Here is a 19,665-nt window from a genome sequence, read left to right as displayed (position 1 = left end):
GCAACGAGCGCCCTCGAGGCGCGTCACCTTGATGGCTGTTCCGTAGCGAGTGCGGTTGAGGTTCGAACCATCTTTCGATGGAGAACGCCGCGCCTGCGGTGACGTGCGCGTCGCGGGGGGACGCCTTAGAGTGTCGGGGAAATGAAGAAGACGCTCCGCATCGACGTCTGGTCCGACATTGCTTGCCCTTGGTGTTACATCGGCAAGCGTCGCCTCGAGGCGGCGCTCGAGACGTTCGCGGCGCGCGATGAGATCGAGGTGGTGTGGCGGGCGTTCGAGCTCGACCCGTCGGCGCCCCGCGAGCGGGATCGGGACGTGTCGTACGCCGAGCGGCTCGCGAAGAAGTACGGCGTCCCCGAGGAGCAGGCTCAAGCCATGATCACGCGCATGACCGACGTGGCGCGCGCCGACGGGCTCACCTTTCGCTTCGACATCATCCGCTCGGGCAACACCTTCGACGCGCATCGCGTGCTCCACCTTGCGCGTGAACGCGGCGTTCAGGACGCCGTCAAAGAGCGCTTTCTCAAGGGCTACATGGAGCAGGGCGAGCCGATCGGCGATCCCGAGACGCTCGTGCGGCTCGCCTCCGAAGCGGGCCTCGACGCCGAGGAGGTCCGTGCGGTGCTCGCCAGCGACGCCCACGGCGCGGCGGTTCGCGCCGACGAAGAGGAAGCCGCGGAGCTCGGAATCAATGGAGTTCCGTTCTTCGTGCTCGGCGGTAAGTACGCAGTCTCGGGGGCTCAACCGGCGGAGCTTCTCCGCTCGGCGCTCCAGCGGACGTACAGCGAGCTCAGCGCGGGCCCCGAGGTCTTCGCGGAAGGCGCGGTGTGCGGCCCGGAGGGCTGCGCCTGAGCGCACGCTTTGCGCGCGTGCCGACGGCCATCATTTCGACGGCTTTGGGTGACCGAGTGTGTGACTTGTTCCACGCGAGCCGAGCGTGACGGGTCTTCGCATCATCCTCATTGCGGAGATGGCGAGGTTTCGAACATTCACCCGCCGACTGGCTGAGGCGAGTTGTCGCACGACAATTGGGGATTAACGGGATCTTTGATGTTCGACGAACGAACATCGTTAAGTCGAATAGCCGCGGATGTGCTTCGCGACCTTCTCTCGTTCCGTTGGTTCTCGCGTTTCGAGCGCGCTCGGCGACGCTCACTGTTGCATAATCCAACTGAGCAAGTGTGCGCGTAAATCGTGTGCGTGGTCGGACATCCAAATTTCGCGATTCTTGTAATTGGAATCTTCTCGCGCCTGCCACGAGTCGCACGCTAAGAGTGCCGCCAACGTTGGTGGGGCATTGGTCGGTCTCTGCCCACCGTTCATTCGTCGGCGAGGGGCACAGTGCGCAATCGTAGCGGTAGGTCGTCGTTCGGCTCAGCGGCAGGCGGGCCCTGCCCGTGACCGGGATTCGCCGCACCCTCGTTGCGTGCGCTTCGCTCGTGGTGCCCCTCGGCGCCTTGGCGTTTCATGGATGTTCCGAGGTTGAACACGACGGTGCCGCGAGCGACGCCGCCGTGTTCTCCCCCGACCGCGTGACGCCGGCAGACGCCCGAACGCGCGATGCGCCCGCGCACAAGCCGCCTCCCCGTCCGGCCGACATCCCGGACGGGTGGCAGCTCTACGAAGGTTACGATCCTGACTGCAGCTTCTACATTCCGACCGCCACCGACCAGTTCCCTGCGCCGCTTCAGTGGGAATCTTGTGGCCCAGACCTTCATCCAAGCGACGTCGCGTGCCAACGGATTGCCGTCAACCGCGACGATCCGTACGAGTTCCTAAGCTCCTGGGTGTCTGCGACCGTAGCGTCCGACGGGAAGCTACTCTTTCAAGTCAGCAAATTTACCAAGCCGTTTGTCTGGCGCCTCGTCATCGACGTTGATGGTCACGTTCGATACGGAGTCATCGAAGCGGACTCCGATCGGTGCACCTTGGGCGGTGGGTATCTTTGGCGCGACCACTACGTCCTGTCGCTGAATGAGCTTCAGAGCTCGCGCCTCGAGGGGTATCTCATCGGTGAGCTCGGTGCTTTGACGCCGTCCTTCGCCATACACCGGACCGAGGGCGGCCCTCATTCGCTGTATACGGGACCGTTCGGCATCGTGGAGACAGGGTGGAGCCCCGATTTCCTGCTCTACCCGTGGTCCGCTCTCGGGTCTCCTCGCGTCTTGTGGACCCAGGATGATGGTCTGAACCACGCGCAGTTCTTCTTCACGGACGACGCCATCTTTTGGACCGCCGGCTCGTACCAAGGCGCGAAAGCGAAGGTCTGGACCGAAGCGGCCGGCGTGCGGGATCTCGTCAGCTTCGGAACGGATCAAACGCGCGGCGCCGGGGCGTTCGGCACGGATGGGGTCGATATGGTCTGGCTCGAGGGAGCGCCGCGACCGCCGAACGACGGCGGTCTCGATACCTATGCGATCACGACGGCGCCCTACACGACCGACCCATCCCAGGTACGGAAACGCCGGCTGCGCTCCGAGGTCGGCTCCGCCCTGAGCGCCGAACGTTTCCAGGTAGGGTGCGGGTTCGCAGCGCGAAGCCGTCACGACGGGCTTCGGATCGTGCGCATCGCCGACGGGCATTCCTGGTTCCTTCCCAACAAGGGGACTTGGAACTGGCAGAGAGTTCACGCGATGAATTGCGATGAGATCTTCGTCAGGGTCATGAATGGATGGCGCGCCGACCTTGTCCGCATCCGTCTCGACTCTCTCGGCCCGGGGGAGCTCCCCGACTGAGCGCCGTTCGACCCAGCACCGGCGGCAGGTTAGCGGTGAAGGATGATGGTGACCCGGAGGAAGATGGCATCTGCGCCGTCTTGCTCGGCGAGGACTTGGAGGCTCGCCCCCGCCTTCTCGCCGCGGAGCTCCTCGGCCGAGCCGTCGGACCACACGCGGCGCTTCGTGGTGAAGCCGAGGGCCTTCATCTTCGGTACGTAGAAGGTGCTCGCGTCGACCGGGCGTGCCTTGGCGCGTGACGTTCGGCACACGACGCGCAGCGGCGCCTCTTGCAGGGCGAGGTCCCGCATCGCGCGCGCTGGCGAGAGGACGTAGACCTCGATCGGCTTCGCCTTGGGGAGCGGAGGGACGGGGATCTCGCGGTCCTCGCCGGCCACGTCGATGAGCGCCGCGCCCTCGTTCGGGATCCATCGTCCATTCGGTGAGAGCTCGGCGACGAGCTGGTCGTACGTCTTCCCTCGGGGCTCGCTCTTCGGATTGCCCGACGACACGAGCACGCCGCGCGGATCGCGGTGCCCGGCGAGAAGATCCGCCGTCAGGTGTAGCGCGAGCTCTTCGGCCGCCTCTTCGTCGTCGGACGACAGATCGTCGAGCGAAGCTTCGAGGAAGAGGAGCGCGACGCCCCTGCCGGAGCGAAGCGCGAAGTACCCGTCCGCCGCGTCGGGATGCGTCGGCACCGCGTGCTTTTTGAGCGTCGCCGTCCCGAGCTTCAAGACCACATACGAGCTCATCCCCCGATCCGATAGCACGAACGACCAGCGGAGTTCAGGACGCCCATGCAGGCACGAACGGATCGCCGCGCGCCAGGGCGGGCATCTCGGACTAGTTGGAGCTGAACTCGAACAGCTCGATGCCGAGCACGACGCGGCTCTCGGGCGCCCCGAAATGTGGGTCGAGGCCTCCGCCCGCGCCAACCCTGAACCGCAGCTGCGGAGCGTCGTCCGACGTTCCCTCGATGCGAACGGTCGCGAGCGCTTCGATTCCTGTCGTGTGCGCGCCCAGGAAGGACCGGAGCGCAGTCGTGCCGAACACCTCCGGTCCGAGCACGAGACGAACGCGCTGGCCTGCCCAGGGTGACACCTTGACGCCCGCGGCGGCGCCAAAGAGGCCTTCACTTCCTCGAGGACTTTCCGGCGTGGGGGAGTCGTCCAGCGGACGCAGATGGAAACCAAGATGACCGGCGTACGTCAGGAGCCCAATGTCTCCTGCAAAGAGAACGCGCGCCATCGCGTTGTATGCGCCGAGTGAATCGCTCGGAGGCCCGTCACTCAGGTAATTCTCTCGCAGCGAGCCAGGCGAGCCTCCCGGGATCCAGAATTGAGCGCCGAGCCCCATGCGAAACGAGCTCGCGTGGTCGCCAACGATTCTTGCGTCGAAGCCCACGCGAGCGTGAAACGCCGCGTCCGGCGCCGAGGACGGGTCGACGCTCGGCGCCGTGAAGGTGTACCCGCCCACGGTTCCACTGTTGCCTTGGACGGTGAGCGGAGACGCGAAGCTCGCGTACAAGCGGAATCGGTCGTAGGTTGCCGCGCATCCGAGCTCGAGGAAGGCCGCGTCGGACACGACCGTGAGATGCTGCGTGCCGTCGCTGACACGAAGCGGATTGCGTGCATAGCTCACGATCATGCTCGCCGCGCCGCCAAGGCCGCCGTGCATGTCGAGAGAGTCCATCACGAACCAGCTCGCCCCCGGAGCCGACGTGTACAGTCGCTCGAGCTCGAATCCCTGGGCCATTTGCTGTGCATTTGCCGAGGACGTCCAGACGGACATCATGAGCGCCACCACGATGCTGAAGAGCGTGCGGCGCGAGCTAGAACTCCGCATGGAACCTCCCGGAGATGACGTGCTCGGGGCCGCGGTCGGCGTTGTACGCAGGGTGGGCAAGGAACTGGTAGTCGCCGGAGAGCCAGAGAGCCTTCAGCAGGTTTAGCGAGTAGAAGACCTCGAAGAGCTCCTCGGGGGCCGCGTGGTCGAGTCGCCCGTCGCCGGTGAAGGCGTCGATTCCACCGCGGGCCATGTACCGGGCGTGCGCGCCGGAGATCCACGTGGCGGCGAACGCAACGCCGGTCACATCGAGCGGGCGTTGCCAGAGTGAGCCATGTGCCACGACGCCGGCCGAGAAGTCGCGGTCGGCAGAGTCGAAGGCGTCGACCTCGGTCCGACCGTCCGAGTACATGGCGCGCGCGAAGGCTCCGATGCCGTCGCCGATGGACTGCTCGACGTTCACGCCCACGCCCACCTTCACTTGGGGCCTGCGAACCCAGCAAAAATCAGGCGCCCTGAAGTTGCCGGAGCCGTAGTTGTAACTCGTGCATGCCGCCGCGTTCTTCTTCGGATCGGCATCGACGGCAGCAATCGCGTCGTCGAACCGCCCCAAGTTCTCGTGGTTTCTGTACGCGAGGACGCGCACGGCTCCCGGCCGTTTGAAGAGAACGTGATCGTGCTCGATCTCGATCTGGTCGCCGTAGTACTTCCAGAGACGGGCATCGATGGGGTAGTCGTTCGGGTTTGCCGGCGGCGCGAGACGACCGATGCGCACGGCCCAGTCCCCGAGGTAGAGCTCGGCGGTGGCGCCGTACGTGTAGCCGCGTGCGGACGCTGGGAAGTCCCACGATGCGTGGGTCATGAAGGCCTCGTTGAAGAACGTTTGCCGAAGGTCACCGATGACGCCGTTTCGGTCGAAGATGTCGAGCGCGGAGAAGTTGCCGACGGTGAGCACGAGGCGCCGGCTGTCGACGGTGGCTGCAAGCTGCATCGGATCCGATGTCTTCTCGATGCGCCCTCCGCCGAGGCCGATCGTCTGCTGCAGAAAGAGTCGTGAGCGATAGAGAGTCGGCGCCTCCGAGCCGGTCTTTTGAAGCTCGAAGTTCTCCGTCGAGCCGCCGAGTCCATGGAGCGTCGAGAAGGCGCGTTCCGCGATCAGCTCCGGTACGACGTACGCTTCCGCGCCGCGCCAGAGTCGGATCCCGCCGAACAGAGTGAACGTGCTGGTGAACCCGCGCTCGGCCTGGGGCCAGAGAGAGTTCGGGCTTCCGTTCACGTTGGTGTACGGCGCGGAGATCGGCGGCTTGTAGCTGGTGATGAACGTGTACTGGCCGTAAAGGTTCCAGCTCTCGTCGTGGATGTCGTGCAGCCCTCGGCGCGAGAGCTCCTTCATCACGTCGAAGGCCTCCTCGTCGTGAGGTGCGGGCGGCACGGGCTGCGCGGCGGCGGGCGTCGAGTAGAGCGCACAGCCGCCACCGAGGACGAGGCAGACGACGTAGTCGGCCGCTCGCCTCGAGCGCATTCGGCGTTCAAGGGGCAACGGCGTCCTCCTGGGGTGTCGTCGAGCAGGTCGACGCGTCGTAGCGCCGGCCGGCAAAGTCGGCCGTGAAGACGATCTGGGTCAGGAAGTCCGCTTGCTCCTGGGTGAGCGAGCTCCCCGCCGCGCAGTTGCCGATGAAGTGCTCGTCGTCGACCGGGATGCGGAGCGTGTCACCCAAGGCGATCGCGAACCCGCTCCGTGACTGCATGACGACGAGCTTCGTCGTCGGCGGCGTGCTCGACGGGTCCCACCCCGGAGCGAGAACGACGAACGCCCTGTTGTCCGCTGATGCCGGAACCGCGTCTTGAGGAGCTGATGCGGTCCCTGGCGCGAGCGGCTGTCCCTTGAAGGACACGTTCTGCCAGTACGCGTCGTAGACCACGAGCGCGTCGGTCGGCGCGGTCGGATAGCGGTTTTCGAGAACGACGGACGTTTGCGGTGGGCTGTCGAGGAGTGCGCCGCAGCCGAGCGTTGAACCGACGGCGAGCAGCGAGACGAGAAGCGCGAAGCGCGGTGGATGCGAATCGAGGGATGGTTGCCGTTTGACGTCGAAGAGGATCACGTTTGCCGAACCGAGTTGGAGGGAGGGACGCGGCGGCCGATAGCAAGCTCTCGGCCACGCCCTCGGCCACGCTCCCATCCGCGCGAATGCGCGCGTTCCCCAACGAAAGACGACACAGCGTGGGCGCAACTTGCCGACGCTGCCGACGCGCGATTCCGGCATCCCGCCGCCACGGCTCAGACGTCCGTATGGCTCATCGATCCGTTGGCCGTCGGACGCGGGCCGCCCTCGTTGCGGCCGCGCGACGACGCAACCAAGTCGTGCGTCGCGCCACGCCGAAGCCTCAGCTTGACGCGCCGGCGCTTTTCGAAATGCGAGTTCGCCACCGCGACCAGCATCGCTCCGCCAAGGAAGAGGGCGTCTACGACAAAGGCGTTCATAACGTTGCCCGTGTTGAGCACCGCGCGTGCCGGTCCGATTCCCAAGGGGCGGTTCGTGCGCCTAGGGCTCGCCATCCAGGCAAATTGCCCGATCACCGACCGGGCTGCCGGGCACAACGCCGTAACGCCAACGCGAAGCCTCGAGCACCCCTGCGCGATCGCGAGAATCTTCGTGGTGGCACACCGCCTGCTCAGCGCGCGTCGAGGAAGACGCTGCCATGCCCCACGACGCCAGCAACACCATTGATGCGCCTCTCGCGTCTCGCGCGACGACGGCTCCCCGCGCAGCCGCTCGCAAGGGCGATGCGGACGTTCTGGCCGCGAAAGCGGAACGCCTTCGGACGGCCTCGCTGAGCGGCGCCGATGCGGTTCTCGCCGAACTGCAGGCGACGTCGCGCGGTCTTACGGACTCGACGGCGGCAGAGCTCCTGCTCGCATGCGGGCCCAACGAGGTCGCGCGAGAGCGGCCACCGTCCTGGTACGTTCAGTTGCTCTCCGCTTTCAAGAACCCGTTCAACGCGGTGCTCGTGGGCCTCGCGGCGATCGACCTCTGGAGCTCACCCGACGAGCTCGCCGGGCCGATCATCATCGGCGTCATGATCGCCATCAGCGTGGGCATCCGCTTCGCGCAGGAGTTCCGCTCGGGGCGCGCCGCCGAACAATTGCGCGCGCTCGTGAGGACGACCGCGACCGTCCTGCGCCGGCGAGACAACGCACCGGACAAGCCTGCGAAGCGACGAGAGATCGCCATGCGCGAGCTCGTGCCTGGTGACGTGGTTGCGCTTGCTGCCGGAGACATGGTGCCGGCCGACGTGCGGCTGCTCACGGCGAAGGATCTCTTCGTCAACCAGGCGGTCCTCACCGGCGAGTCGATGCCCGTCGAGAAGAGTGCAACGGAGGGCCTTCTCTCCCCTGCGGCCGAGGGAGCTCGAAGCGCCCGACCAGACGTCCAGGGCCTCCCGAACATCGCGCTGATGGGGACGAACGTGGTGAGCGGAACCGCGACGGCGGTCGTACTCCAGACGGGGGCGCGAACGTGGTTCGGCTCGATCGCCGGAAGCTTGCTCGGCCCTCGTCCGCTCACGAGCTTCGACGTGGGCGTGTCGAACGTCACCTGGCTGCTCATCCGCTTCATCGCGGTGATGGCGCCCGTCGTCTTGCTGCTCAACGGCTTCACGAAGCACGATTGGCAAGAGGCTGCGCTCTTCGCCATTTCGGTCGCGGTGGGGCTCGTGCCGGAGATGCTCGCGTTGATCGTGAGCGCGAACCTCGCGCGCGGCGCTCTCGCGATGGCGAACAAGAAGGTCGTCGTCAAGCGCCTCAACGCCATCCAGAACTTCGGCGCGATGGACGTCCTTTGCACCGACAAGACGGGCACGCTGACGCAAGACCGAATCGTCCTCGAGCAGCACGTCGACGTCGTCGGTCAGGAGTCCCGCGAGGTGCTGCGCCTCGCGTACTTGAACAGCTCCCACCAAACGGGCCTTCGCAACCTTCTCGACCGCGCAGTCCTCGAACACGCCCAGATGCGGTCGCACGCGGCGGAGCTCCGGGCGCTGGAGAAGGTCGATGAGATCCCGTTCGACTTCATGCGCCGCCGTATGTCCGTCGTCGTCGCGACCGAAGAGGGCAAGCGCCTCCTCATCTGCAAGGGCGCGATCGACGAGGTGCTGGCGGTCTGCGACAAGGTCGAGATCGCCGGCGAGGTCGGCCCCGTCACCGATCTGATCCGCAAGCACGTGGCCAGGGTGACGCGCGTGATGAACGAGGACGGGATGCGTGTCATCGCCGTCGCCTACCGCGAGGACCCGGCCGACAAGAACGTCTACAGCGTCGACGACGAACGTGGACTCACGCTGGCCGGTTACATCGGGTTTCTCGACCCGCCGCGCGACAGCGCGCAGCCCGCCCTGGAGGCGCTCGCTCGTCACGGCGTCGAGGTCAAGGTGCTGACCGGCGACAACGAGATCGTGGCGAGCAAAGTCTGTCGCGACGTGGGGCTCACGGTGAAGGGGGTGCTGCGTGGGGCCGATCTCGACGAGCTCGACGACAGCGCGCTGAGGGAGGCCTCGGCACACGCGACGATCTTCGCGAAGCTCAATCCGCTGCAGAAGTCACGTGTGGTGCGGGTCCTCAAAGCGAGCGGACACACGGTCGGCTTCCTCGGCGACGGAATCAACGACGCGCCGGCGCTACGCGACGCAGACATCGGCATCTCCGTCGACACGGCCGTCGACATCGCCAAGGAGTCCGCCGACATCATTCTCCTCGAGAAGAGCCTGATGGTTCTGGAAGAGGGCGTGCTCGAGGGCCGAACCACCTTCGGGAACATGATGAAGTACCTGAAGATGACGGCGTCATCGAACTTCGGGAACGTCTTCTCCGTCCTCGTCGCGAGCGTGTTTCTTCCGTTCCTGCCGATGCTCGCGATCCACCTTCTGATCCAGAATCTCCTCTACGACGTCTCGCAGCTCTCGATCCCCTGGGATCGCATGGACGAGGACTTCCTGCGGACCCCACGGCGATGGGACGCTCCGAACCTTCGACGCTTCATGCTCTTCATCGGGCCGATTAGCTCGCTCTTCGACATCGTCACGTTCGTCGTCCTCTGGTTCGTCTTCGGCGCGCGCTCTCCGGCCCAGCAAGCGCTCTTTCAGAGCGGGTGGTTCATCGAAGGGCTGCTCTCGCAGACGCTCATCGTTCACATGATTCGCACGCAGAAGATTCCTTTCATTCAGAGCCGCGCTGCGCCGCCGGTCATCGCGCTCACGGCAACGGTGATGACGGTGGGGATCGCCATTCCGTTCACACCCATCGGCGCGGCCGTCGGACTCAGACCTCTGCCGCTCTCCTATTTTCCCTGGCTCGTCGCCATCCTGCTCTCGTACTGCACGCTGACGCAGTTGGTGAAGACCTGGTACGTCCGCCGCTTCGGTTCGTGGCTTTGAGCGTGGACACGCAGGGAGTATCTTCGCGCACCATGGAGACGCCTCAGCACGCCTCGTTCTCTGCGCTGGTCGTCGACGACGATCCCGGCGTCCGGCAGTCGCTCCGCCTCTGCTTGGAGGCGGACGGTGGTCGCGTTCTGGGGGTCGGCGCGAGTTTGGCTGCGCTCGAGGCGCTCGAACGCGGCCGCTTCGACGTCATCCTCCTCGACCTGTGGCTGGGGAGCGAATCCGGCCTGGATGCCATCCCCGACATGCTGCGCCGTCAGCCAGGGGCGGCGATCATCGTGATCACGGCTTTCGCGACGTTCGACAGCGCCGTCGACGCCATGAAGCGCGGCGCGAAAGACTACCTGCCGAAGCCCTTCACCCCGGAGCAAGTGCGTCTTGCCGTGCGGCGTGCGCTCGAGGGCCAGCAACTCGAACGCCAACTGCGCGATGCCGAGGTTCGGCTGCGGGAAGCCGGCGCCGACGACGACTTCTTCGAGACCGAGAGTCCGACGTTCTGGAACGTGATGAAGCAGGCGGCGCGCGTTGCCGCCGCCGATGTCCCGGTGCTTCTGCGCGGGGAGAGCGGAACCGGCAAGAACGTCATGGCGCGATGGCTCTGGCAGCACGGGCCTCGCGCTTCGGGGCCCTTCGTCTCCGTGAACTGTCCATCACTCTCGCGCGAGCTCATGACGAGCACCCTGTTCGGCCACAAGCGCGGAGCGTTCACCGGCGCCACGAACGATGCTGCCGGCAAGGTGCAGGAGGCGGAAGGGGGCGTGCTCTTCCTCGATGAAGTCGGCGATCTCACGCTCGAAGCGCAGGCGGGGCTACTCCGGTTTTTGAACGATCGCACCTACGAGCGCGTGGGCGAGGCCAAGGAGCGGCACGCCGACGTACGACTCGTGGCTGCGACCAACCGGGGGTTGGAAGACGACGTGAAGGCAGGTCGTTTTCGAGAGGATCTGCTCTTTCGACTGAACGTCCTGAGCTTGGTCATGACGCCGCTCCGCGAGCGCCGAGAGGATCTGTCTGCGCTGAGCGCACACTACCTGGCGCGTGCGAAGGTCCGCCAAAACCGCTCGGACCTCTTGCTCTCGAGCGGGGCGGAACGTGCCATCCGAGGCTACGGCTGGCCGGGCAATCTCCGCGAGCTACGCAACGCGATCGAGCGTGGCGTCATCCTGAGCCCCGGACCCTCGATCGAGCCGGAGGACCTTGGCGTGCCGGCCATCACGGAGGGAGCATCGGCGGGAACGACGTCGCCCGCGGAGATCACCATCGGCGGGGACGTTTCGCTCGATGCGCTCGAGCGCGAGCACATCGCTCGCGTGATCGCGCGTTCGACGACGCTCGAGGCCGCCGCCAAGCTGCTCGGCATCGACAGCACGACACTCCAGCGGAAGCGTAAGCGCTACGGGCTCGCATGACGCGATCGGCTCTCGGCATCCGCGCGAAGTTTCTCATTGCTGGTGCCTTGCTCGTTTGCGCGACGGCCGTCTCCAGCGCCTGGAGCGTCCTTGCGTTCCATGACATGAGCCGCGTCGTCGATGCGACGCTCCACGATAGCGAGCAGACCACCGCGGCGACGGCTTCGCTCGCGACGGCGCTCGAGCGCGAGGACGATGCGCTCCTCCTCACCCTGACCGACGAGGCCCGCGGTCGGCGCTCGCTCGAGGCTACGCGCAAGGCGGTCGCGGACGCCCTGGCGCGCCTGGGGGACGTGCTCACGGAACCAGGCGAGCCGGAGACGTACGCCGCCGTCAAACGCGACGTCGATGCGTACCACCGAGCGGGGGACGCGCTCGTCGCGCACGCTCGTGATCCGGAGGCACGCCTCCGTTATCACGAGGAGGTCAATCCGCTCCTTCGTCGCGCGGTCGGCGAGACGGCACGCATCCGCGATGAGCACTTCCGATCCGCGCAGAGTGTCGCGACCTGGGCCCGGGACCGCGCGGTACGGTCGACCGAGGTCCTCTTCGGGGTAACGCTCGCGGCCCTCGCGTTCTCCGTGCTCGTCGCATCCTACGTGGCGCGCACCGTGGTGGTGCCCATCCGAAACCTCACCGGGGCCGTCGAAGCGATGCGCCGCGGTGACTTCGATCGACGCGTGCCGAGTGACGGAGCCGACGAGCTAGGAAGGCTCGCTGGCGGATTCAATCGGATGGCGGAGGATCTGGGCGCCTTTCGGAAGGCCAACGTCGGCGAGGTGCTTCGCGCGAAGGAGACGCTCGAGGCGACCCTGGCCGCGCTCCCCGATGCGGTCGTCGTGGTGGGGCCGGACGGCACGGTCGCGTCGGCAAACCCGACGGCCAGCTCCGTCCTCCGCGTCGAGGCGGGGCAGCTTTCGAAGGGCCTCGATGCGCTGCCCATCGCGGACAGGACGCGTGCACTGTTGAGAGACGTTCTCGACGGTCGCAAGGCCGGGGCGGCCGGGGCGGTGGACCTGACCAACGCCGTCGCGATCGACGTGGGAGGCTCGAAGCGCAAACTGCTCCCTCGCGTGGTGCCGATCACGGGTTTGCCCGACGGGCAGCGGGGCGCCGTTCTGATCCTCTCCGACGTGACCGAGCTCGCGCGCCTCGACGAGATGCGAACGGAGCTGATCGCCGTCGCCTCGCACGAGCTCCGCACGCCGCTCACGACCTTCCGCATGACCCTTCTGATGCTGAACGAGCGCGCGCTTTCCCTGACCGACAGGGACCGCGAGCTCGTGCACACGGCGCTGCTCGGGGTCGAGCAGCTCGCCGGAACCATCGACGAGTTCCTCGACCTCACGCGCATCGAAGCGGGCCAGCTCAGGCTCAATTGGGATCGCGTCGACGTCGCGGCGCTCGTCGCGCGAGAGGCTTCGGCCGTGCAAACGTCCTGCAAGGAGTCGGGGATCGAACTCGTGGTCGACGGCGCCGAGCGCACAGGCCTCACGATTCGTGGGGACGCGGCACGCCTTCACGTGGTCCTCGCGAACCTCCTCGCCAACGCCATGAAGTACACGCCGGCCGGCGGGACGATCAGGCTGGGCGTCGACGAGGTTGCCGATCGGATCGTGGTCGCCGTCGAGGACTCCGGACCGGGCGTTCCGGCGGAGTTTCGAGAGCGCATCTTCGAGAAGTTCTTCCGGGTCGAACATCATCGCGCGGGCGACGCGGGCCTCCGCGGCTCGGGGATCGGCCTCTACATCGCGCGCGAGATCGTCGAGGCGCACGGCGGCACCCTTCGCTACGAAGAGCGGGAAGGTGGCGGCGCGCGGCTTGTCATGCAGCTCCCGCGTTGATCGCGTCCTCGACGCGGACGAGGCCGTTCTTGTTCAGGATCAATGAATGCTGCACGCGCTGCGAGCCACCCGGCCAGCGGACGGTTGCAGCCACGGGGAGCTCGTAGTTTCGGGGAACGTCGACGATGGTGATGCGTCCCCGAGGGTCGAGAGACGCGAACCCCCGCACCGCGTCGTGAAGGCGCGCGAACAGCGGCGAGAGGTCCAGACGATAGATGAAGCGAACTTGCTGCGTGCCGAGCGCGGGCAAGGCACCGGGCCTCGTCACGACGCCGCGATGGACGAACCGCAGCAACGTGGCGTCGCGCACCCCGCCCGATTCCGAACGAACGCTAGGGGAGGCGTGCGTGCTGCTTTGGGAGAAGGACTCACGCGCCGATACGACGAGCGACGCCGAGCGCGGGCGCTCCTTCGACGGGAGCCTGTAGCGCGCCACTCGCTGCGCGTACATGCGCTGGATGCGCCCCGAGAGCCAGTTTCGCGCGACCTCCTTCAATCGCTCGCGCGATGCGTAGGCGATGGCTGTTGCGATCGCGATGGCGATCACGCCGGAGCCGAGCGTCGTTGGGTGGCGTTCGAGCGCGAACTGCACGACACCGAACCAGAGATACGCGAGCATCGCCGTGAACGCAGAGAACCAGCCAGAGAGCCGGCTCACGACCTGATAGCTCTCGGCGTCGAGGAAGAGCACCTGCTCGAAGTGCTTCTTCAGAGTCCGCATCCGTGCGAGCAGGCGCTCGAGTTGTGCGGTGGAGAGGGGCTCGGCGAGCTCGAAGCGCGATTCGTGTCGGTACGCGATTTCACTCCGAAGTGCTTCGGCGAGCGCCGCCTCGACGGAGTCGATCGGGCTCATGTCGGAGAGATCGCGCTCCTCCAGCGCCCGACGGGTATCGAACAGCGCGCGGCCGCAGTCCGTCAGCACCGTCCATAGCTGGCCGCTGAGAAACTCGTCTGCCGGTGCGCGTTCACTCTCTCCTGCGCGCAAGAGCCCAGACCTGGCCCTCGCGAGCTCGGTCGTCGCCGCTTCGACCCACAGAAGCAGCGGGCGCCAGTGACTCTCAGCGGCGGTCGACGAAGAACGGATAAGCGTGCAGTGCCGCACGAAGCCGTCCCGCGCGCGAGCGAGTCGCGAAGACACGAGGACGACCGCGCGCCGAAAGGTCTCGACCGAGTGCTCACGAGCCGGCGCCTCGTCGGCGGCGCCATCGAGCCGCGCGTACGACTGCAGCGCGCTCCACGGCTCGAGCGGGCCGACGACATCCGCCGGCACCTCGAGCTCGAGCTCGAACGAATACGCGGCTCGCCCCGACGGCGGGAGCGGCACGACGACATGCCACGCGAGTCGCGAAGCGTCGTGCACGGCGACTTCGAACTGCGATGCATCGCGCTCGAGAAGGACGGCTTCGTCGAATGATTCTGCGCTGCGGGCCATCATGCTCGCTTCGCGCTGCCATCCTCGTGCCAAGCACCTCACGACGCCGACACCTCAACGATCATCGTGTTGGCGCGCTTCGGCGTTGCTGCAAGACGCCTTGGGGGGCCGGTCGCCGTCATGCATCCTGCTTGGTCGGGCGTCGGCGAAGGCGCTCCTGCAACCCGCCCGGGATTGGTGATTCGGACATCCGCTTCGATGGGCTAGCCGCGCTGTCAGGTCGTTGCTTCGCCTGTGGAGTTGAGATGGCACAGGAAGGGCAGAAGAACGGAAGGGGGGGAGGGAGGGGAGCCGTCGCGATGCCGTTCGCAGTACGGCCTCGTGCGCCGACTCCGGGAGTCCTGGGTCGCGACATCGATGCACTTCGATGAGTCCGCAGTGCGGCGATGCTCTGCTCCGTGCCCTCCTCGAGTCTTCCGCCCTTACGCCCTTCCTGTGCGATTCCCTCCCATCGACCGGCACTCCACGAACCGGCTTCCAACGACGCGCGTGGTTTCAGAGCAGCTCTGTTCCCGGTTTCTCTATCCGAACGGCATTGTCGATAAGGCGCAATGCCGTTCATTTGCGGCGAGCGCTTTGACCGGTCGTCGGTGCCGTCTTGAGCTTCACGGCGCGAGGGAAGCGTGGTTTCAAGCGGGGGAGACAGGAAGAAGCGTTGGAGCCAAAGGGCGATGAAACGGTTGTCGTATTGTGCAGTATTGTCAGATGTGTTTGTTGGTAATTGATCTGATTGAATGGCTTGCGGATGTTTGTTTATCGCGAGCGCGCCGAACCAAGCCGTCGGCGAAGCACGGGTACGTGACGCGTGCGGCCCGACGGGAAGTGTTCGAACGTGACGGTATGCAATGTTCGTTCGTCGGCGAGAACGGCGAACGGTGTCCCGCGCGCTCCTTTCTCGAAATCGACCACGTGACCCCTCGGGCACTGGGCGGCAGCGGCGACGCCGAGAACCTCCGCGTCCGTTGCCGAGCGCACAACCGTGACGCTGCGGAGCGCGTGTTCGGTCGCGCCCACGTCGAAGAGCGGATCCGGACCTACCGAGAGCGTTCTTCGCGAAGGTCGGATCGCGGAGCACCATCCGCCGGACCGCCCGACTTCTCCCAACGCAAGTGCGAAGGCGCGAGGGCAGCCGCCGCCATGGCGTCGTCGGCGGCCATCCGTGGACCTGCTCTCGAGGCGAACCACGTCGCGTCCGAGCAAGCGCGAGACGACGACGCGCGGAAACTCGTGCGCGCCGCGCTGCTCACACTCAACTAGCGCCGCGACGCTTCTTCGTTTGGCCCCAGTGGGCGGCGGCGGAGAGCTCCGAGAAGACCTGGATGAGTGCACGGACCTTGGGGGATACGTGGCGCGCGCTCGGGTAGACGGCGTGCCATTCGTAGGGAGGCTCGACGAAGGCGTCGAGAACGGTGCGGAGTGTTCCTGCGGGGAGGGCGCGTTCACCGAGGAACTCGGGGAGGCGCGCGACGCCGTGGCCGGCGACGGCGAGCTCGCAGAGGAGGGTGAAGCTGTTGACCCCCGCGTGAGGGCGGACCTCGACGGCGATGCGCTTGCGTCCTTGTCGGAACTTCCAGATCACGGGCTGACGCAGGCTCGTCATGACGAGGCAGTCGTGGTGAGCCAAATCCTCGGGGTGGCGGGGCTCTCCGCGGCGGCGTAAGTAGTCGCGACTCGCGTAGACGCGCATGTGTCCAGGACGGCCGAGCTTCCGTGCGACCAGCGTCGAGTTCTCCAGCGGGCCACGGCGTAGCGCCAGATCGAAGCCCTCCTCGACGAGATCGACGACTCGATCGGTGAGCTCGACATGCACATCGACCGACGGGTGGCGGCGCATGTACTCGGCCACGACTTCGCCGACCGCCAACTGGCCGAATTCGGCCGGCGCGGTGATCCGGAGGACGCCTCTTGGAGCCGTGTGAAGGTCGACGACGGCGCGATCGGCATCCTCGAGTGCTTCGAGCGCCGGTGCGATCTGACGGTGGTAGGCGCTTCCGGCCTCGGTCAGTCTCAGCGTGCGGGTGGTGCGCTCGATCAGGCGGATCCCCAGGCGATCCTCCAGCTGCGCAACCTTGTGACTGACGGTGGACCTGGGCGCGCCCAGTGCCTCCGCGGCCGCGCGGAAGCTCTTCAGCTCGACGACCTTCGCGAACGTCAGGAGAGGGCCGAGGTCGGAGATCTTCATTGTGCCTCCCAATGGACAGTGCGTCCAATTAGCAGGCGTTGCCCCATCGAGCCACGACCGCCAATGTGCTCGGCGGGACAACCGGCGGGGGTGAGGCATCATGAACGAGAACGAACGACGTTGGTTACGAATGCTCCCCTTCGGCGCGCTCGCTCTTCTGGGCTGCGCAGCGACGGGGCCATCACCGAAGAGCGCCGCCGAAACCGCGAGCGCGGTGGAGATCCAATTCATCCGAAGCGCCACGGTGGCGATCAAGTACAAGAACCTGGATCGCAAGAGCGTCACGATTCTCGTCGACCCGATCCTGGCGGACAAAGGCACGGAGCCGCCCATCGATTTCTCGAACACGAACAAGAATCCGACGATTGAACTCCCCGTCGACAAGAAGCAATTGCTCGAGAGTGCGGATGCAATCCTCATCACGCACTATCACCCCGATCATTTCGACCTCGAAGCCGAACGCATCGTCCCGCGCGACACGCTGATCTTCTGCCAGCCCTACGACGAGGCGAGACTGAGGGAGAAGGGATTCTCGAATCTGCAGGTGATCGACCGCACGTTCACCTGGAAAGGGATCACCATCTCCAGGCTTTTGGCGAGGCATCACGAGGGAGCCGTTGGCGCGCCGCCCTTTGGAGAATCTTCTTCGTATTCCTTGCAAACGAAGAAGGAGGCACTCTTCTTTACTGGAGACGCCATTCTGGACGATCGACTGCGGGCTGCCCTGACCAGCGTACGACCGAACGTCATCGTGGCGAACACGGGGGAGTGTCAATTCACCAAGGAGAATCCGGTGCTGACGCCTGGAACTCCAATGACCCTGACGGTGGGTGAGCTGAAGGAGATGACGCAGCTCCTGCCTCGGTCGAAGGTGGTCGCCGTCCACATGGACGCGATCAACCATTGCCAATTGACGAAGGACGGGCTCAGAAAGTACGTCGCCAGCGAGCACTTGAAGGGAAGCATCGTCGTGCCGACGGAGGGCGACGTGATGGCCTACGACGCGCTGATGAAGAATTAGACGGCCGTAGCCGCGAAGAAGGCGTGAGCCGATCAGCGGACGGGCACGTGCACCTGGCTCGTCGGCCGAAGGCCTGCTCCGCCGGGGTACGCGTAGCTCGCGGCTTGCCCGAAGCCCCACACGGTCATTGCGAAGGGACCGTCGCTCTTCATGCGATGCGCGCCGTCGGTGCAGGTCCCGGCGGGATACGTTTGCGCATCACCGGCGTGCGTGAGCTCCACGAAGGTCCACTCGAAGTCCGACGTGATCGGGGTCCACCCCGTCAGCGGCCCCGCGCAGTCGAGCGTGACGTCGCGAAACGTACCGCCGGTCTTGCGCCGGGTCACGAAGACGGAGCTGTACGGGTACGAGTAATCCGAGAAGAACCCGTAGGTATCGAGCCACTGGTCGGTCGGCACCACCATCGCGACCTCGGGATCACCGAGCCCCGTCGCCGATGCCCCGGCCCCTGTCATCACGATGGCTGCGTAGAACGGATGATCGCGATCCTGACTCCGCACGACGAACGGGCGCTCCGCGAAGAAGGCGGCGAGCTGCCCTGCGTCGAGCGTGCTTGGCGCGCCTGCGGGCTGCGCGGGCTCGTAGACGAGCTCCGTGCCGCCGGCGGCGCCAACGAGGCGAACGACGCTCGGATCTCGCTCCTTTTCCACGCCGCGCGAGACCACGGCCGAACGGTTCGGCGCAGGCAGCACGGCGTATTCGTGTCCCCACGCCGATACCGGCGGGATCTGGCTGTTGTCGATGTCAGCGAATCCGACATCCGAAGGGACATTCATGACCGAATTGCCACCGAAAACGCCCACGGGTTTCGTGGTGTCGATCACCGATCCCGCGAGCTCGTTGTCCTGCGTCAGCTGCAGGACCTGTCCTCGCTGCAACTTGTAGTTCGTGACCTCGTTCCGCGCGGCTGGCGCGATGTCGCGGCCGCCGATGAGGTCGACCTTTGGCAAGAAGTCGATCGACGTATCGTCTTCGACCGCGACGATCTGAATCGTAGGACGGCCCGGCTGCGTCATGGAGGGCATCGAGTTCGGGAAGAGCCCCCTGCCAAAGCGATCCGAAATGCCGCCCCACGCGCTCACGAGGACGTAGTTCTTTCGAAACGACGTCGTCGGAAAGAGAAGCATCGCGCTCGGGTAATAGCCCTTCGCTCCGCCATACGGGAACATCGAGTACATCGAGACAGGAACGTCCGCAGTAACGAAGGACGCATTGCCAATGCCCGTGCCGTACACTGCGTGGTCCTTGTCGAAGACGGGTTTGACACCCGTCGGACAGCCAATCGACTGTTCTGGGGTCCCGGTGTCTTCGGCCGACACGAAGACGACGGCGCTGCCGCCGGGCGGAATTGGCCCGTCGAGCCTCGTGTGCTTCACGACGCCGCTTTCGACCGTGGGCACCCAGACGGCGCCGTCCAACGGTTTGTTCTCTCCCTTGTACTCGAAGCTCAACGTCGCGGGAGAGGTCCAGTTGTTCGCGACGAAGACGGCAAGACAGCTCCCGCGCGCGTACAGATCGGTGTTCGTCGCGGGCACCGTGAACGAGCACCCGACCGAACCTTCGTTGAGGGCGGCCGCGCTGCATGGGTCGAGGCACCGGCCGTTTCCGCATGCTTGGTCGGCAGGACACTCCTGGACCACGTTCCCGTTGCAGTCGAGAACGGTGCGGAGGTCGCGCGAGCATGCGAAGCCGGAGCATGCGGCGTCCGCGCCATCCGCTCCTGCATCAGGCGAGCCAAGTCCGATTGGGTCATTGCCGAATTCGGTGCGGTCCGACGAACAACCGATCCAAGCGAGCGAAGCCGCGAACAGAGTCTGAACAATGGGCCTACGCATGCAATCC

The 19,665-nt window shown here is 65.9% G+C and carries 14 protein-coding genes; 7 read left to right on the top strand and 7 right to left on the bottom strand.

Annotation, left to right across the window (positions count from 1 at the left end):
• Positions 1-141: 141 nt before the first annotated feature.
• Both AKJ09_RS50520 and AKJ09_RS50515 read left to right on the top strand, forming a co-directional pair.
• On the top strand, positions 142-852 hold the full coding sequence (locus AKJ09_RS50520) for a DsbA family oxidoreductase (RefSeq protein WP_146655039.1): 711 nt from the start codon (positions 142-144) through the stop codon (positions 850-852).
• A 545-nt stretch (positions 853-1,397) separates the two neighbouring features.
• Positions 1,398-2,735, top strand: coding sequence for a hypothetical protein (locus AKJ09_RS50515; RefSeq protein ID WP_146655038.1), 1,338 nt, complete (start codon positions 1,398-1,400; stop codon positions 2,733-2,735).
• Between the two features lie 29 nt (positions 2,736-2,764).
• On the opposite strand, the gene AKJ09_RS50510 is transcribed toward AKJ09_RS50515, so the two are convergent.
• From AKJ09_RS50510 to AKJ09_RS50495, 4 genes are all read right to left on the bottom strand, one after another.
• A complete protein-coding gene (locus AKJ09_RS50510; protein ID WP_146655037.1) occupies positions 2,765-3,466 on the bottom strand; it encodes a hypothetical protein in 702 nt (233 codons plus the stop codon).
• 91 nt (positions 3,467-3,557) lie between these two features.
• On the bottom strand, positions 3,558-4,559 hold the full coding sequence (locus AKJ09_RS50505) for a hypothetical protein (protein WP_146655036.1): 1,002 nt from the start codon (positions 4,557-4,559) through the stop codon (positions 3,558-3,560).
• Complete coding sequence (locus tag AKJ09_RS50500) at positions 4,546-6,021, bottom strand: carbohydrate porin (RefSeq protein ID WP_205634004.1); 1,476 nt, start codon at positions 6,019-6,021, stop codon at positions 4,546-4,548. The genes AKJ09_RS50505 and AKJ09_RS50500 overlap by 14 nt, the downstream gene beginning before the upstream one ends.
• Before the next feature lie 7 nt (positions 6,022-6,028).
• Complete coding sequence (locus tag AKJ09_RS50495; RefSeq protein WP_146655035.1) at positions 6,029-6,601, bottom strand: hypothetical protein; 573 nt, start codon at positions 6,599-6,601, stop codon at positions 6,029-6,031.
• A gap of 598 nt (positions 6,602-7,199) precedes the next feature.
• On the opposite strand from AKJ09_RS50495, the gene mgtA reads away from it, so the two are divergent.
• From mgtA to AKJ09_RS50480, 3 genes are read left to right on the top strand one after another with little or no spacing between them, the layout of a single operon-like run.
• Positions 7,200-9,929 (top strand): magnesium-translocating P-type ATPase, encoded by a 2,730-nt coding sequence (gene mgtA / locus AKJ09_RS50490; RefSeq protein ID WP_146655034.1) that lies wholly within the window; start codon positions 7,200-7,202, stop codon positions 9,927-9,929.
• Between the two features lie 32 nt (positions 9,930-9,961).
• Positions 9,962-11,344, top strand: coding sequence for a sigma-54-dependent transcriptional regulator (locus AKJ09_RS50485; protein ID WP_146655033.1), 1,383 nt, complete (start codon positions 9,962-9,964; stop codon positions 11,342-11,344).
• Positions 11,341-13,188, top strand: coding sequence for a sensor histidine kinase (locus AKJ09_RS50480; protein WP_146655032.1), 1,848 nt, complete (start codon positions 11,341-11,343; stop codon positions 13,186-13,188). The genes AKJ09_RS50485 and AKJ09_RS50480 overlap by 4 nt, the downstream gene beginning before the upstream one ends.
• Here AKJ09_RS50480 and AKJ09_RS50475 read toward each other — a convergent pair.
• The gene (locus tag AKJ09_RS50475; RefSeq protein ID WP_146655031.1) at positions 13,169-14,623 is read right to left on the bottom strand and encodes a hypothetical protein; all 1,455 of its coding nucleotides are present in this window, start codon (positions 14,621-14,623) and stop codon (positions 13,169-13,171) included. The two genes, AKJ09_RS50480 and AKJ09_RS50475, sit on opposite strands and share 20 nt — an antisense overlap.
• Before the next feature lie 837 nt (positions 14,624-15,460).
• On the opposite strand from AKJ09_RS50475, the gene AKJ09_RS50470 reads away from it, so the two are divergent.
• Positions 15,461-15,877 (top strand): HNH endonuclease, encoded by a 417-nt coding sequence (locus AKJ09_RS50470; RefSeq protein ID WP_205634003.1) that lies wholly within the window; start codon positions 15,461-15,463, stop codon positions 15,875-15,877.
• Here AKJ09_RS50470 and AKJ09_RS50465 read toward each other — a convergent pair.
• Positions 15,870-16,802: a LysR family transcriptional regulator gene (locus AKJ09_RS50465; protein WP_169928655.1), complete on the bottom strand. Its 933-nt coding sequence runs from the start codon at positions 16,800-16,802 to the stop codon at positions 15,870-15,872. The genes AKJ09_RS50470 and AKJ09_RS50465 overlap by 8 nt on opposite strands.
• A gap of 100 nt (positions 16,803-16,902) precedes the next feature.
• On the opposite strand from AKJ09_RS50465, the gene AKJ09_RS50460 reads away from it, so the two are divergent.
• Positions 16,903-17,823 (top strand): MBL fold metallo-hydrolase, encoded by a 921-nt coding sequence (locus AKJ09_RS50460; RefSeq protein ID WP_146655028.1) that lies wholly within the window; start codon positions 16,903-16,905, stop codon positions 17,821-17,823.
• Between the two features lie 32 nt (positions 17,824-17,855).
• Here the strand turns inward: AKJ09_RS50460 and AKJ09_RS50455 are convergent, their stop codons facing one another.
• Complete coding sequence (locus AKJ09_RS50455; protein ID WP_146655027.1) at positions 17,856-19,658, bottom strand: IgGFc-binding protein; 1,803 nt, start codon at positions 19,656-19,658, stop codon at positions 17,856-17,858.
• Positions 19,659-19,665 lie beyond the last annotated feature (7 nt).

It is taken from the genome of Labilithrix luteola, assembly GCF_001263205.1.
Classification (GTDB): domain Bacteria; phylum Myxococcota_A; class Polyangia; order Polyangiales; family Polyangiaceae; genus Labilithrix; species Labilithrix luteola.
The sequence above is the reverse complement of the archived record's forward strand: the minus strand, read 5'-3'. Positions and strand labels throughout refer to the sequence as shown.